Annotated in this window: 22 protein-coding genes; 19 read left to right on the top strand and 3 right to left on the bottom strand. The window is 65.4% G+C overall.

All coding sequences use genetic code 11. The features are described 5' to 3' along the window. Window positions 1–309 precede the first annotated feature (309 nt). The 4 genes from rplN to NMI01S_RS33875 are packed head-to-tail and all read left to right on the top strand — an operon-like array spanning window position 310 to window position 1750. Window positions 310–678, top strand: a complete 369-nt coding sequence (gene rplN / locus NMI01S_RS01735) for a 50S ribosomal protein L14 (RefSeq protein WP_062994284.1) — start codon at window positions 310–312, stop codon at window positions 676–678. A 1-nt stretch (window position 679) separates the two neighbouring features. Next, window positions 680–994, top strand: coding sequence for a 50S ribosomal protein L24 (rplX, locus tag NMI01S_RS01730; RefSeq protein ID WP_036498213.1), 315 nt, complete (start codon window positions 680–682; stop codon window positions 992–994). Between the two features lie 2 nt (window positions 995–996). Then, entirely contained in the window at window positions 997–1560 is a 564-nt protein-coding gene (gene rplE, locus NMI01S_RS01725; protein ID WP_036498214.1) for a 50S ribosomal protein L5, read from the top strand. Between the two features lie 4 nt (window positions 1561–1564). Further along, the gene (locus NMI01S_RS33875) at window positions 1565–1750 is read left to right on the top strand and encodes a type Z 30S ribosomal protein S14 (protein ID WP_025347225.1); all 186 of its coding nucleotides are present in this window, start codon (window positions 1565–1567) and stop codon (window positions 1748–1750) included. A gap of 186 nt (window positions 1751–1936) precedes the next feature. Here the strand turns inward: NMI01S_RS33875 and NMI01S_RS01720 are convergent, their stop codons facing one another. Both NMI01S_RS01720 and NMI01S_RS01715 read right to left on the bottom strand, forming a co-directional pair. Then, window positions 1937–2590, bottom strand: coding sequence for a Uma2 family endonuclease (locus NMI01S_RS01720; protein WP_062994283.1), 654 nt, complete (start codon window positions 2588–2590; stop codon window positions 1937–1939). Window positions 2591–2709: 119 nt separating this feature from the next. Next, a complete protein-coding gene (locus NMI01S_RS01715) occupies window positions 2710–3495 on the bottom strand; it encodes a YoaK family protein (RefSeq protein ID WP_084512152.1) in 786 nt (261 codons plus the stop codon). A 366-nt stretch (window positions 3496–3861) separates the two neighbouring features. Here NMI01S_RS01715 and NMI01S_RS01710 point away from each other — a divergent pair, with 366 nt between their 5' ends. The 13 genes from NMI01S_RS01710 to map all read left to right on the top strand — a co-directional run bounded on the left by NMI01S_RS01710 (window position 3862) and on the right by map (window position 11717). Continuing rightward, window positions 3862–4254 (top strand): roadblock/LC7 domain-containing protein, encoded by a 393-nt coding sequence (locus NMI01S_RS01710; RefSeq protein WP_062994282.1) that lies wholly within the window; start codon window positions 3862–3864, stop codon window positions 4252–4254. Further along, window positions 4244–5053, top strand: coding sequence for a hypothetical protein (locus NMI01S_RS01705; protein WP_062994281.1), 810 nt, complete (start codon window positions 4244–4246; stop codon window positions 5051–5053). Before NMI01S_RS01710 ends, NMI01S_RS01705 begins: the two co-directional genes overlap by 11 nt. Beyond that, on the top strand, window positions 5050–5529 hold the full coding sequence (locus NMI01S_RS01700; RefSeq protein ID WP_245716666.1) for a roadblock/LC7 domain-containing protein: 480 nt from the start codon (window positions 5050–5052) through the stop codon (window positions 5527–5529). The genes NMI01S_RS01705 and NMI01S_RS01700 overlap by 4 nt, the downstream gene beginning before the upstream one ends. A 10-nt stretch (window positions 5530–5539) precedes the next feature. After that, window positions 5540–5911: a hypothetical protein gene (locus tag NMI01S_RS01695; RefSeq protein WP_062994280.1), complete on the top strand. Its 372-nt coding sequence runs from the start codon at window positions 5540–5542 to the stop codon at window positions 5909–5911. Between the two features lie 262 nt (window positions 5912–6173). Beyond that, entirely contained in the window at window positions 6174–6572 is a 399-nt protein-coding gene (rpsH, locus tag NMI01S_RS01690; RefSeq protein ID WP_030513400.1) for a 30S ribosomal protein S8, read from the top strand. A gap of 14 nt (window positions 6573–6586) precedes the next feature. Further along, a complete protein-coding gene (gene rplF, locus NMI01S_RS01685) occupies window positions 6587–7126 on the top strand; it encodes a 50S ribosomal protein L6 (protein ID WP_030513401.1) in 540 nt (179 codons plus the stop codon). Window positions 7127–7129: 3 nt separating this feature from the next. Continuing rightward, window positions 7130–7537, top strand: a complete 408-nt coding sequence (rplR, locus tag NMI01S_RS01680) for a 50S ribosomal protein L18 (RefSeq protein WP_036498216.1) — start codon at window positions 7130–7132, stop codon at window positions 7535–7537. Window positions 7538–7586: 49 nt separating this feature from the next. Next, the gene (gene rpsE, locus NMI01S_RS01675; RefSeq protein ID WP_062994279.1) at window positions 7587–8225 is read left to right on the top strand and encodes a 30S ribosomal protein S5; all 639 of its coding nucleotides are present in this window, start codon (window positions 7587–7589) and stop codon (window positions 8223–8225) included. A gap of 1 nt (window position 8226) precedes the next feature. Beyond that, on the top strand, window positions 8227–8412 hold the full coding sequence (rpmD, locus tag NMI01S_RS01670; RefSeq protein WP_030513404.1) for a 50S ribosomal protein L30: 186 nt from the start codon (window positions 8227–8229) through the stop codon (window positions 8410–8412). Then, window positions 8409–8855 carry a 50S ribosomal protein L15 gene (gene rplO / locus NMI01S_RS01665; RefSeq protein WP_030513405.1) on the top strand — a complete coding sequence of 149 codons (447 nt, stop codon included), beginning with the start codon at window positions 8409–8411 and terminating at the stop codon, window positions 8853–8855. Before rpmD ends, rplO begins: the two co-directional genes overlap by 4 nt. Window positions 8856–9049: 194 nt before the next feature. Continuing rightward, window positions 9050–10369, top strand: a complete 1320-nt coding sequence (secY, locus tag NMI01S_RS01660) for a preprotein translocase subunit SecY (RefSeq protein WP_062994278.1) — start codon at window positions 9050–9052, stop codon at window positions 10367–10369. Continuing rightward, window positions 10366–10911, top strand: coding sequence for an adenylate kinase (locus NMI01S_RS01655; protein ID WP_062994277.1), 546 nt, complete (start codon window positions 10366–10368; stop codon window positions 10909–10911). The genes secY and NMI01S_RS01655 overlap by 4 nt, the downstream gene beginning before the upstream one ends. Before the next feature lie 5 nt (window positions 10912–10916). Next, window positions 10917–11717 carry a type I methionyl aminopeptidase gene (gene map, locus NMI01S_RS01650; RefSeq protein ID WP_062994276.1) on the top strand — a complete coding sequence of 267 codons (801 nt, stop codon included), beginning with the start codon at window positions 10917–10919 and terminating at the stop codon, window positions 11715–11717. Between the two features lie 61 nt (window positions 11718–11778). On the opposite strand, the gene NMI01S_RS01645 is transcribed toward map, so the two are convergent. Continuing rightward, on the bottom strand, window positions 11779–11976 hold the full coding sequence (locus NMI01S_RS01645) for a hypothetical protein (RefSeq protein ID WP_030513409.1): 198 nt from the start codon (window positions 11974–11976) through the stop codon (window positions 11779–11781). Window positions 11977–12246: 270 nt separating this feature from the next. Between NMI01S_RS01645 and NMI01S_RS01640 the strand changes: the two genes are divergently transcribed. Further along, window positions 12247–12762 (top strand): YbaB/EbfC family nucleoid-associated protein, encoded by a 516-nt coding sequence (locus NMI01S_RS01640; RefSeq protein ID WP_062994275.1) that lies wholly within the window; start codon window positions 12247–12249, stop codon window positions 12760–12762. A gap of 6 nt (window positions 12763–12768) precedes the next feature. After that, window positions 12769–14373: WXG100-like domain-containing protein (locus NMI01S_RS01635; RefSeq protein ID WP_501193593.1), on the top strand; the 1605-nt coding region annotated here is incomplete at its 3' end.

Genomic DNA, 14373 nt, shown 5'->3' with positions numbered 1-14373 from the left:
TAACCGAACCTGCTGAGTATCGGCTGAGTTCGACTGCCACCCGTGGGATCGCCACGCGGACCCCGTTCGACCCTGATTTGGGCGCGACCTGCGGCTTGGCTACACTTGTCGGGTTGCCTGCGAGCATTGTGCCCGCACTTCGGCCGCGAACCCACAGTGGTTGATCCTTCCGATCATGCAAAACCGCTGGCAGGCGCTGCCCCGCTGCTGTGCGGGAGCGGGCCGTCAAGGTCCGTCGAAGGGCAACTGACCATGCCCGTCGGGTCGGTAATCCGGCGTGCATTACGTCCAGGTCTAGGAGGAGCTGAAGTGATTCAGCAGGAGTCGCGACTGCGCGTCGCCGACAACACGGGTGCCAAGGAGATTCTGTGCATCCGCGTGCTCGGCGGGTCGTCGCGTCGCTATGCCGGTATCGGCGACGTCATCGTCGCCACCGTCAAGGACGCCATCCCCGGCGGCAACGTCAAGAAGGGTGATGTCGTCAAGGCGGTCGTCGTGCGCACCGTCAAGGAGCGTCGTCGTGCGGATGGTTCGTACATCAAGTTCGACGAGAACGCCGCGGTGCTGATCAAGGCGGACAACGATCCGCGTGGCACCCGCATCTTCGGCCCCGTCGGCCGCGAGCTGCGTGACAAGCGGTTCATGAAGATCGTTTCGCTGGCCCCGGAGGTGCTCTGACATGAAGGTGCACAAGGGCGACACCGTGATCGTCGTCTCGGGTAAGGACAAGGGCGCCAAGGGCAAGGTCATCCAGGCCTACCCGGCGACCGACAAGGTCCTGGTCGAGGGCGTGAACCGGATCAAGAAGCACGTCGCGAACTCCGCGAACCAGCGCGGCGCCAGCTCCGGCGGCATCGTGACCCAGGAGGCGCCCATCCACGTGTCCAACGTGATGGTTGTCGACTCCGACGGCAAGCCGACCCGGGTGGGTTACCGCACCGACGAGAACGGCAAGCGGGTGCGCATCTCCCGTCGCAACGGGAAGGACATCTGAGCATGACCACCGCAGAAAACATTCAGCCTCGCCTCAAGCTGCGCTACCGCGCGGAGATCAAGGACGCGCTGAACAACGAATTCAACTACGCCAACGTGATGCAGATCCCGGGCGTGGTGAAGGTCGTCGTCAACATGGGTGTCGGTGACGCCGCCCGCGACGCCAAGCTGATCAACGGCGCCGTCAACGACCTGGCCCTGATCACCGGTCAGAAGCCGGAGATCCGCAAGGCCCGCAAGTCCATCGCGCAGTTCAAGCTGCGTGAGGGTATGCCGATCGGTGCGCGCGTCACGCTGCGCGGCGACCGCATGTGGGAGTTCCTGGACCGCCTGGTGTCCATCGCGCTGCCCCGTATCCGCGACTTCCGCGGCCTGTCGCCGAAGCAGTTCGACGGCAACGGCAACTACACGTTCGGCCTGAGCGAGCAGTCGATGTTCCACGAGATCGACGTGGACTCCATCGACCGTCCGCGCGGTATGGACATCACGGTCGTCACCACGGCGACCAACGATGAGGAGGGCCGCGCCCTGCTCAAGCACCTCGGCTTCCCGTTCAAGGAGAACTGAGCACATGGCTAAGAAAGCTCTCGTCAACAAAGCCGCCGCGAAGCCGAAGTTCGCCGTTCGTGGCTACACCCGCTGCCAGCGCTGCGGCCGCCCCCGCGCGGTCTACCGCAAGTTCGGTCTGTGCCGCGTCTGCGTCCGTGAGATGGCGCACCGCGGTGAGCTGCCGGGCGTGCACAAGAGCTCCTGGTGAGCTCGCGCTGCTGAGGCAGCGCCCGCGCTCCGCGCGATAATCGAATCGAGAAAGGGTACGGACTCCGAGGAGTCCGTACCCTTTCTTGCGTGGAGGAGTTCTGCTCTGACGCCGACAACCTCGAGTACGGACGAACCATATTCAAGGTTGTGCGACAACCTTGAATGCGCGCTCGCCGACCACGATTCAGAATTCGAGATCTGACCACGGGATGCGAATGGGGAAGGGGAATTCCGTGTCGATCGCTGCCGAGTCCTTCGGTGTCCATTTGGCCGTGAGCAGGTAGTTGGCCGGATAGAGGGGATGGACGCCGGCGGGCAGGGCGCCGTGGGTTCGTTCGAGCGCGAATATCCGGATCATGGCTATCGCGCTCTTCTCGCGTTCCAGGGTGACCTCCCAGTACCAGGGGATCCCTCCGCGCGCAGAGCGGGCCCGCTTGTCTTCCATGTCGGTTTGCGAATTGGACGGAGACAGCACCTCGCCGACCAGCAGGACATCTGCGGCACGGATATCCTGATAGGGGTTCGGCAGGTAGCGGGCGACGAGAAAATCCGGTGTGACGAAGTCGGATTTCCCCGTCGATCCGAAGAAGACGTTCGTCTCGGTGTGGGCTCGCCAGCACTGCTCCGGGTCCGCGGACATCGCTTCCCGAGCGCACCGGCGCAGTCCGCTCCACAGGAGATTGGTGAACTCCTGATGCTCGGCCGGGCCTCTCCGCAACCAGACGACACGACCTTCCCACAGCTCGACCTCGCCGGCGACCTCGTCAGGCAATTGTTCGAGTTCTTCCCACGTCATGTATTCGGGAAGATCGGGTCGTTCGACGCGGGGATGCGACATGCTTCGATCGTAGCCACGATATGGAGTTATGGGCTGCGAGCCGAAGTTCGCGGCGGAGGTGACGCAAATCGGCGGAAACCCCCACACCAGGCAGGTTTGCACGATCAGTTCGGTCGCACTCAGCCGACCTGGTACATCGCCCGCGAGCTGTCTCTGATCTCCGGCTCGTAAGAGTCGCCGGCGTCTCGTGGCATGGTGCCCGGACCGAGTCGTGCGTGGTCGGGCTCGCTCGACGATGTCTGCGGCGGGCGCCGTCGGTCGTAGGCGAGTCCGGCGAGGGCGATGCCGACACAGACGACGGCGGGCACCAGGAGTGCCGCCTCGCCGATCCGCGTGCCGAGGATGGTGCCGGCGATGCTGCCGGTGACGAACGTGACGACCGTGGCCGACAGCACCGCGGCTCGCCATCTGTCGATGCCGTGCAAGCGGGAGCGGCCGATGATCAGCCCGAGATCGGTGACGGTACCGGTGAAGTGGGTGGTTCGGATCTGCATTGTTCGCAGGCTCGAGGTCGTTCCGTTCTGGAGCCCGCAGGCGATGGCTGCCAGCAAGACCGACACGGTGTGCTCCGACCAGGCGAAGGCAAGCGCCAGTAGCAACGCTTCGCCGATCATGACGGCGCTGTGACGAACTCCCGCATGGGTTTTCGCGGGCGCCAGGATCGCGCCGGCGCACGCGGCTCCCATCAGGAATCCGATGAGTATGAAGGCGAGCACGCTGCTTTCGAACAGCCACGGGCTGGCGGCGTCCATCCCAAGCCGCGTTGTCGTCGCGGTGAGATTGCCGACCGGAATGGCCAAGGTCAGGATGGCCACGGCATTGACGAAACCCGCGACTGTCGCGAGCAGCGAACCGTAGCCGAGGAGGAGTGCGCGGTGAGAATTGGTGAGGCTCATGGCAGGCATACAGCTCCCGGAGTTGTTGTCTGTCTGGGCGAATGGGACAAATAGTATCGAATCCGCCTCGGAAGAAGCTGAGAAAATCCGAGCGTCGAATCTGGAACATGTTGCATCTCAACGTGTTCGGGCGACCGTGTCGCGCTCCGATCGCGGGAACCGCCCGGATGCTGATCGTTTGCTCGTCCCTCCGCCGCCTAGCCGTGGCCGCGCCGAGCCGCCCTTGCCGGCTTGCGAATCGGCACGTCCATAATCCGCCGATGATCTTGTGGTGCAGAAGAATTGCCTGCAATTCTCCGCATTCGAGATGCGAGCCCAGCGGGTGATGTGTAGCGTCGGCGTTTCAGATAGCCCGAACTCGACGAGCGGTGGCGTGTGATCAGTATCGACGAATGCCTGCGGCGGATCATGGAGATTCCGGGGGCGCGCGGGGTGACGCTGGCGGACGGGGCCAGCGGGCTCGCGATCGCCGCGGCCGGTCGGCACGACTCGATCGACGAACACGAAGATGCCGCTGCCACAACGGATGTGGTGCGTTCGGTGCTCGCGTGCCCGGCGCTGGCCACCGAGCACGGCGACGACGACGTCACCGAGATCATCGTCTGCGGGACCCGCGGCTATCACCTGCTGAACCTGATCGACGGCGATTTCGACGGCAGGTTGTTCGTGCACGTTCTCTTCGACGAGGAATCCGGGAATCTGGCCCTGGCGAGATTTCAGTTGCGGGGGATTCTCTCCGAATTGACCGAGGGGAGTCATGGGACTTGAACTGGCGGTAGCACTGCGCAGGCTGGAGGAAGAGGGAAGTACGGGGGTACTACGCGCGGGGGACGGATCGTTTCATCTCACCAGGGGGGCAATCGTTTCCGCCGACTGCCGGCGCACCACCGGACTGGACCGGCTCGTGGTGGAGGCGGGCGTGGCCACCGCAGAGGATTGGCAGCGCGCCGGATCCGGGGACCCGGGGCGGGTACTCGCGCAACCGCAGCTGGAAACCCTTGCGCTGCTGTCGGTTTTCGACGCCGCGTATTTTCTGCTGGCTTCCGCGACCACCCCCGAATTCGAGCCCGCGCCCGAGCACTGGCTGGCCCCGGTCTGTCATATCAACCCGGGCTTGCTGGTGAACGAATGTGCGCGCCGGGGTGATCCAGAAGCGGGACCCTGGCCGGCCGAGGCCGTCGATCGCGTGCCCGTCGTGCCGGTCCGCCGGGTGCGGCGGCGCCGGATCTCGCTCACGGGCGGGCAGACGGAGGTCCTGGCCATCGCGGACGGGCGCCGCACGGTGGCCGATATCGCCCGCGAACTCGGGCGCACGAGTTACGGCTGCCTCGTGGCGGTGCGTGACCTCACGCTCGCGGAGCTGATCCAGCCCGCGGATGTGACCGGCTTTCCGACGGTTTCGGTGCCGGCGGAACCCTCGCCGGCGCGGTCGGAGCCCGGGGTCGCGCCGCCGTTGGTCCGTCGCCGCCGATCGGCGACATCCGTTGCGTCACCGGACCGTTGGGAATCACCGGTGGATATCGACGTGCTCGTCCGCCTGCGGGCGGCGTTGGAGGAACTTGCGTGACCGTGCGGAAGAAGCTGCTCGGCGATCTGATGGGAAGGTTCAGCAAGGTGACGATGTCGGGACCCGAACCGAATGCGGCGGTTCTCGCGGAATTGAAGGCGTTGCGCGACCGCGTTCCCGGACTGATCGGTGCGCTGGTGGCATCCAGCGACGGGCTGCTCATCGAGCACGATCTTCCGGCGCATATCGAACCCAGCGGCATGGCCGCACTGTCCGCCTCACAGCTGGCGCTCTCGCATCGGCTGGCCACGACCGCGGTCGGCGGCGGCTTCCACGAGGTGGTGGTGCGCGGCACCGGCGGCCATGTCGTGGTCTACGGCGCCGATTGGACCTCGCTGACGGTGCTGGCCGAGCCCGACGTGAATGTCGGCCGGCTGCATCTGGAATCGCGCCCGGCCGCCCGCGCGATCGCCGGCCACCTCACCGCCACCCCTACCGGCAAGCACAGCAAGGACCGAACAGGTAATACCGATTGAAAGGAAAGAAATGTCCAATTTGGATCTCGCGCTGAAGGAAATGATGGCGATCGACGGCGCGCTCGGCGCATCGGTCGTCGATTACAACAGCGGCATGTCGCTGGGAATGCTCGGCAGTTCGAAGGCTCTGGACCTGCAGGTCGCCGGCGCCGGTAACACCGAGGTGGTGCGGGCGAAACTGCGTACGATCGAACAGCTGGGCCTCAACGAGGAGATCGAGGACATTCTGATCTCCCTGTCCACGCAGTACCACATCATCCGGCCGATGACCGGCCGCAACTCCAAGGGGCTGTTCCTCTATCTGGCCTTGGATCGTGGCCGGGCGAACCTCGCCCTCGCGCGGCATCGTCTGCGGGGCATCGAAGAGGAACTCGAGGTGTAGCCGAACCGCGGCGGAGTACGGCGCGCAGTGACGCGGTCGGCGGTGGTCACCCCGATTTTGCCCGCTCATACCGCTCGCCTACACTAGACCGGTTGCTCGGGCACCCTCGTGCCCATATGCGTGCGCGTTGCTCCGGGTGACAGCATTCCGAATCCGGTCGGCAATGGTGTCGGCCGGACCAGCCGAAATTGTCGTAGGCCCACGACCGCCCCGCGTGACGGTGCTGTATGGGAACCGCGGCGAGAAAGGTAACGGTCAACACATGACCATGACTGATCCGATCGCAGACTTTCTGACCCGTCTGCGCAACGCCAACTCGGCGTACCACGATCAGGTGAAGGCTCCGCACTCGAAGCTCAAGGCGAACATCGCCGAGATCCTCAAGCGCGAGGGCTACATCGCCGACTACCGCACCGAGGATGCGCCCGTCGGCCAGACCCTGATCGTCGACCTGAAGTACGGCCAGAGCCGGGAGCGCAGCCTGCAGGGTGTGCGCCGCGTCTCGAAGCCGGGTCTGCGGGTGTACGCGAAATCCACCAACCTGCCCAAGGTGCTGGGCGGTCTGGGCGTGGCAATTATCTCCACGTCGAAGGGCCTGCTCACCGACCGTCAGGCCAAGCAGCAGGGTGTGGGCGGGGAAGTCCTCGCCTACGTCTGGTAAGGGAGGTAGGAACAATGTCGCGTATCGGTAAGAAGCCGATCTCGGTTCCCGCCGGCGTCGAGGTGACCATCGACGGCCAGCAGGTGTCGGTGAAGGGTCCCAAGGGCACCCTCTCGCACACCGTCGCGGAGCCGATCACCGTCACGAAGGCCGAGAACGGTGAGCTGGAGGTGGGCCGTCCGGACGACGAGCGCCGCAACCGCTCGCTGCACGGCCTGAGCCGCACCCTGATCAACAACATGATCGTCGGCGTGACCCAGGGCTACGAGAAGAAGATGGAAATCTTCGGCGTCGGTTACCGCGTGCAGCAGAAGGGTTCGAACCTCGAGTTCGCCCTCGGCTACAGCCACCCGGTTCCGATCGAGGCCCCCGAGGGCATCACCTTCCAGGTCGAGGCCCCCACCAAGTTCTCGGTGTCCGGCATCGACAAGCAGAAGGTCGGCCAGATCGCCGCAGTGATCCACGGCCTGCGCAAGCCCGACCCGTACAAGGGCAAGGGCATCCGCTACGCCGGTGAGGTCGTTCGCCGCAAGGTCGGAAAGACGGGTAAGTAAGCCATGGCACAAACTGAAGCTCAGAAAGCCGCCCGCAAGCCGGTCGGCAAGGATGCGTCGACTCGTCGCCGGGTGTCGAAGACCCGTCGGCACTTCCGTCTGCGCAAGAAGGTCCTCGGCACCGCCGAGCGTCCGCGTCTGGTCGTGTTCCGCTCCTCGCGGCACCTGCACGCCCAGGTGATCGACGACTCCGTCGGTAAGACCGTCGCCTCGGCGTCCTCGATCGAGGCCGATGTGCGCGCGCTCGACGGTGACAAGTCCGCGAAGGGCAAGAAGGTCGGCGAGCTGCTGGCCGCCCGCGCGAAGGCTGCCGGTGTGGAGGCCGTGGTGTTCGACCGCGGTGGCCACGACTACCACGGCCGCATCGCCGCGCTCGCGGATGCCGCTCGCGAAGGTGGGTTGAAGTTCTGATGCAGATTCAGCTCATGGACCGAATGAACCTGAACGGAAGGAACGTCTGATGCCGGGACGTCAACGGCGTGACGGCGGCAACGGACCCGCCGGACAGAACAGCAACGAGCGCGATCAGCGCGGCGGTGGCCGCGATCGCCGCGGCGGCGGTGACCGTCGCGACAACGCCGCCGAGAAGAACCAGCTCGAGCGCGTCGTCGCGATCAACCGCGTCTCCAAGGTCGTGAAGGGTGGTCGTCGCTTCAGCTTCACCGCCCTGGTGATCGTGGGCGACGGCAACGGCCTGGTCGGTGTCGGATACGGCAAGGCCAAGGAAGTTCCCGCGGCCATCCAGAAGGGTGTCGAGGAGGCTCGCAAGGGCTTCTTCCGCGTCCCGATGATCGGCAGCACCATCACGCACCCGGTGCAGGGTGAGGCCGCCGCCGGTGTCGTCATGCTGCGTCCGGCCTCGCCCGGTACCGGTGTGATCGCCGGTGGTGCGGCGCGTGCCGTGCTGGAGTGCGCCGGTATCCACGACATCCTGGCCAAGTCGCTCGGCAGCGACAACGCCATCAACGTCGTGCACGCGACCGTCGCTGCCCTGAAGATGCTGCAGCGTCCGGAGGAGGTGGCCGCTCGCCGCGGTCTGCCGATCGAGGACGTTGCCCCGGCGGGCATGCTGCGTGCGCGTGCCGGACAGGGAGTCTGACATGGCACAGCTCAAGGTGACCCAGATCAAGTCCACGATCGGCGCCAAGAAGAATCAGCGGGAGTCGCTTCGCACCCTCGGTCTGCGCGGCATCCGCCAGACCGTGGTCCGCGAGGACAACGCCCAGAACCGCGGGCTGATCAACGTCGTGCGCCACCTCGTTTCCGTTGAGGAGGAAACCGCATGACCCCCATCAAGCTCCACCACCTGCGGCCCGCCCCGGGCGCCAAGACCGAGAAGATCCGTGTGGGTCGCGGTGAAGGCTCCAAGGGTAAGACCGCCGGTCGCGGTACCAAGGGTACGAAGGCGCGCAAGAACGTGCCGGCCCGTTTCGAGGGCGGCCAGATGCCGATCCACATGCGCCTGCCGAAGCTGAAGGGGTTCACCAACCCGTTCCGCGTCGAGTACCAGGTCGTGAACGTCGGCGATATCGCGCGCCTGTTCCCGCAGGGCGGCACCATCGGCAAGGACGAGCTCGTCGCTGCCGGTGCCGTGCGTAAGAACCAGTTGGTGAAGGTGCTCGGCGAGGGCGAAATCGGTGTGGCCGTTCAGGTCAGCGCCGACAAGTTCTCCGGCTCCGCCAAGGAGAAGATCACCGCCGCCGGTGGTACCGCCACCGAACTGGGCTGACAGTTACTGGTAATACAGTCGGGGCGCCGGACGGGTGAGAGCCCGTCCGGCGTCGCTGTTAGAGTTCAAGTGTTGTCTGCCAACCAGTCTGCCCCGTTGTCGTGGCACAGGACCGGCTCTGCCCTGTAGGGCACCGGTATGTGCCGAGGTGACGGAAGTGGGCGTGACCCCCGTGTCGTCAGCCAGGAGGATCTGTGCTTTCCGCCTTCGTGTCGGCCTTCCGGACCCCGGACTTGCGGCGGAAGATTCTCTTCACGCTGGGCCTGATCGCGCTGTACCGCGTCGGCGCCTCGCTACCGTCGCCGGGCGTCGACTACAAGGCGATCCGCCATTGCATCGACGTCGTCTCCGGCGGTGACAATGCCGGTATCTACCAGCTGATCAATCTGTTCTCCGGTGGCGCGCTGCTGCAGCTGTCGGTGTTCGCGATCGGGATCATGCCCTACATCACCGCGAGCATCATCATCCAGCTGCTGACGGTGGTCATCCCGCGGTTCGAGGAACTGCGAAAAGAAGGCCAGTCCGGCCAGAACAAGATGACGCAGTACACGCGGTATCTGTCGATCGCACTCGCGATCCTGCAGGCCACGGGTCTGGTCGCCCTCGCCGCGCGCGGTCAGCTGCTGCGCGGCTGCCCCGACGACATCCTGGCCGACACCAGCATCTTCGGCATGATCATCATCGTGCTGGTGATGACGGCCGGCGCGGCCCTGGTGATGTGGTTCGGCGAGCAGATCACCGAGCGCGGTGTCGGCAACGGTATGTCGCTGTTGATCTTCGCCGGTATCGCCGCCCGCATCCCGACCGAGGGCAAGCAGATCCTCGACAGCAAGGGTGGCTTGATCTTCGGGCTGGTGTGTGCCGCCGCCTTCGTGGTGATCGTTGGCGTGATCTTCGTCGAACAGGGCCAGCGCCGAATACCGGTGCAGTACGCCAAGCGCGTGGTCGGCCGCAAGATGTACGGCGGATCGTCGACCTACCTGCCGCTGAAGGTCAACCAGGCGGGTGTGATCCCGGTGATCTTCGCGTCCTCGCTGCTGTACCTGCCGAATCTGGTCGCCCAGCTGACCCAGTCGTCCAACTCCGACGGCTGGTGGCAGAAGATCATCCAGAAGTATCTGGTGAACCCGGGTAACCCGGTGTACGTCCTGATCTACTTCGCGTTGATCGTGTTCTTCACCTACTTCTACGTCGCCATCACCTTCAACCCGGAGGAACGCGCGGACGAGATGAAGAAGTTCGGCGGCTTCATTCCCGGTTACCGTCCGGGTAAGCCGACCGCCGACTATCTGAACTATGTACTGAGCCGAATCACCCTCCCCGGTTCGATCTACCTCGGTGCTGTTGCCGTACTGCCCAACCTGCTGTTGCACATCGGTGCCGGCGGTGGCGGTTCGAACTTCCTGCCGTTCGGCGGCACGTCGGTGCTGATCGTCGTGAGCGTCGGCCTCGATACGGTCAAACAGATCGAGAGCCAACTGATGAACAGAAATTACGAAGGGTTCCTCAAGTGAGACTCGTACTGCTCGGACCGCCGGGTGCCGGTAAAGGGACACAGGCCGAACTGCTGTCGGACAAGCTGGGTGTGCCGCACATCTCCACGGGGAATTTGTTCCGTGCGAACATCTCCCAGCAGACCCCCCTCGGCCGCGAGGCGCAGAAGTACCTCGACGCGGGCAATCTGGTGCCCAGTGATGTGACCAACCGCATGGTGGAGTCGCGCATCGCCGAGCCCGACGCCGTCAACGGTTTCGTGCTCGACGGCTACCCGCGCACCGTCGACCAGGCCGAGGCCCTGGAGAAGATGCTCAAGGAGTCCGGCCACGCGCTCGACGCCGTGATCAGCTTCGAGGTGGCGACCGATGTGGTGGTCGAGCGGATGCTCGGCCGCGGCCGCGCCGACGACACCGAGGAAGTCATCCGCAACCGGATGCAGGTGTACCGCGACGAGACCGAGCCGCTGCTGCAGCACTACGACGGCCTGGTCGTCTCCATCGACGGCGTGGGTGAGGTCGACGAGGTCAACGCCCGCGTGCTCCACGTTCTGGGTCGCTGAGGCGAATGGTCTTCGGCCTCAAGCAGAAGAAGGTGGTGCCCTTCCGCACCGCCGGTGAGCTCGATGCCATGGCCGCGGCCGGCGCGATCGTCGGCCGCGCGCTGGTCGCCGTGCGCGCCGCCGCCAAGCCCGGGGTCTCGACCTGGGAATTGGACGAGGTCGCCGAGCAGACCATCCGGGAAGCCGGCGCCGTCCCGTCCTTCAAGGGCTATCACGGTTTCCCGGGATCGATCTGCTCCTCGGTGAACGACCGTGTGGTGCACGGGATTCCGTCGAAGGACGAGGTGCTCGCCGAGGGCGATCTGGTGTCCATCGACTGCGGTGCGATTCTCGAGGGCTGGCACGGCGATTCGGCGTGGACATTCGGCATCGGCGAGGTGATCGAGGCCGACCGGCTGCTCAGCGAGGCCACCCGGCTGTCGATGGACGCCGGTATCGCGGCCATGCTGCCGGGCAATCGTCTGACCGACGTCTCGCACGCGATCGAGTTGGGCACGCGCGCCGCGGAGAAGGAACACGGCCGCGCCTACGGCATCGTCGACGGCTACGGCGGACACGGCATCGGCCGCCAGATGCATATGGATCCGTTCCTCGCCAACGAGGGTGCACCCGGACGCGGTCCGAAACTGGTAGTCGGTTCGGTGCTGGCCATCGAGCCGATGTTGACCCTCGGCACCACGGAAACCACTGTGCTGGAAGATGATTGGACAGTCGTCACCACCGACGGCAGTCGCGCCGCGCACTGGGAGCACACCGTGGCGGTCACCGAGGACGGTCCGCGAATCCTGACCGTTCGCCCCGAATAATCCGTTTCGCGACGCACCCGTGGCCACGTCGGCGCGGGTGCGTCGTGCTGTCGGCGCGCTGTTACGCCGTGCGGCCGGTCATGGTGGTGAGTGGAACCACGCCGGTCCAGCCGCACGGGCGGTCGCAGCTGGCGACGACCGTGGGCGCCCCGGCGAAATCGGCCGAAGCCCGTGCGGGATAACCGCATTCGGGACATTTGCCGAAGTAGTCGAGAACCTCGTGCATTCCGGGGTTCATGGCGATACTGCGTTCGGTCACGGGCCCTCCTCACAGTCGGCGTGCGATGTCGCGACCGCACGTGTCGATGAATATCTGCTGGTCGAGAACCTAACTCGCGGGCCGGTGCGATCGATCGGTTCCGGTGTGCGCATTGGACATCTCACAAGCGGTGCGGCGAGGCGCTGCGGGTGTGCCACAGCGGTGTCGTTCGCGGTGGGCAGCAGGTGCTCGGCATCACCCCTCTGTCCCGGGTGCACGGCGGTAGTCGACACTGAATTTCCTTGGGCGCCACCGGATATTCAATCTGGTGTGCTGTTGTTGCTACTGCGCGCGTCGACAGTGGAGGTGGCAGTGGTCAACGAACGGCTCCATGCCGACATGATGACGGTGCTCGAGGGGCTCGACGAGCAATTGCGCGGGATCGCGGAGATCCAGTTGCGACGCTCCCGCCTGACGGCTACGGCGAGCACCTGTGAGCAGCGAATTCAGGTGACGGTCAATGCCGACGGGCTCCTGATCGACACGAAGTTCGCCGACGATATCGCGGATCTGACCTACGACGAGATCGCCGCCGGGATGACCGCGGCGGTGCAGCAGGCCGCGGCCGAGGTGCTGCGCCTGGGTGCCGAACTCATGCAGCCGCTGCGCGAACGCAAACTGCAGTTGCCCAAATTGTCGGAATTCGTGGAGGGCGCACCGGATCTCGGGCAGATGATGCCCACCGCGCCACCGACGCCGACCCGGATCGAGGATTATCGCGACGTCCCGTCCGCGCATCCGATGGACGGTAGCGCGCACCGCTCGATGGTGTCCGACGAGGACTGATCCGCCGTGAGCCTGTACCTGCCCCCGCCCGTACGTCCGATCGCCTGGGTCGCCGGTGCGAGCTGGCCCGACGGTGACGAAGACAAGATGTGGGCGGTGTCGCGGGCCTGGGAGCAGGCGTCCAAGGATCTCGCGGCGCAGGTCCCCGGTATCGAGAGCGCGAAAACGGCGGCGATGGCGGCCTTTCCGGCGGGTGATGCCGCCGATCAGATCGGCAAGTTGTTCGACGTCTTCCTGCAGGGAGACCAGTCGCTCGCGACGCTGGCCGAATCGTTCAAGACCATCGGCGATTCGACCTTCGACGTCGGGACCGAACTGCAGTCGGCGAAGATCAACATCATCGTCTCGCTGTGCATTCTGCTGGTCGAGATCGCCTGGGCATGGCTGTTCCCGCCGACCGCACCGGCGGTGGAGGCGGCCGCGATCGGCACGACCCGATCGATCGTGAAATTCATCGCCGACGCACTGCAGAACGCACTCGAACGAGCCTGGGCGAAACTGGGATTCGCGACCCGCGGCGAACTCAACGGCGCCTCCCGGTACTGGTTCAAACACATCCTCTCGGCCGATACCTGGAAGGGGATGAAGGGGCAGACCTGGAAGTACAAGGCCAAGACGATTCTGCCCACGGCCAAGGGCATGGGCGTCTACACGCTGAAATTCGGTGAGGGCGCGCTCTGGGCGCCGGTCACCAATGCGATCGTGCAGGGCGCGCAGATCGCGGACGGTAAACGGCACGGATTCAACTGGAAGGAATTCGGCGCCTCCTGGGCGGCGTCGGCGTTGAGCACCATTCCCAGCCGCGAACTCGGACGCTACATGGGCTTCGGGATCGGCAACCTGGACAAGAAATTCGGCGGCGCGATCACCAATATGCCGTTCCGGTCGGGGATGTTCCTGCAAGGTGCCACCATCGGCGCCACGGCCGGTGTCTTCGGCAACATCTTCGGCAATATCGGCGCGGGCGCGGTGACCGGCGATATCGCGGGCGCCTTCGCGGGGCCGGAGGGGTGGGTCGGTAGCGCGGCCCGCGGTGGCATGGTCGGCGGTATACGGGGCCTCGGTACGAAGACGACCACCAATACCGAGGGCGACCCGCGATTCAACCTGTGGATGAATGCGAAAGCGCCCTGGGCCCCGCCGAAAACACCACCCACCAACAACCCGCTGACGCCGCGGCCGGTGCCAGGACAGACCGAGTCGTCGTCGACGACGCACTCCGGCACCACGACGACGAATACGGGCGGAAACCACCAGTCGGGTGGTGGTTTTCGCGATCCGTCGGATCCCAATTACATGACGCCGTCGCGTCCTGCTCCTGCTCCGCCGGTGAACGGTGGGCACGGTGGTGGTGGTTTTCGCGATCCGTCCGATCCGAATTACATGACGCCGTCGCGGCCGGCTCCCGCCCCGCCGACCCAACCGGCCGGAACCGGTGGTGGCGGAAACCATTCGGGCACACCGGGGTTCGATGGTCAGCACCAATCGACGGCCGGTGGGGGCGGTGGGGGTTTCCGGGATCCGTCGGATCCGAACTATATGACGCCGTCGCGTCCTGCTCCTGCTCCGCCGGTGAATGGTGGGCAGGGTGGTGGTGGTTTTCGCGATCCG

It is taken from the genome of Nocardia mikamii NBRC 108933 (assembly GCF_001613505.1).
GTDB lineage: Bacteria > Actinomycetota > Actinomycetes > Mycobacteriales > Mycobacteriaceae > Nocardia > Nocardia mikamii.
Note: the sequence above shows the minus strand (reverse complement) of the source record. Positions and strands in the feature narration are given on the sequence as shown.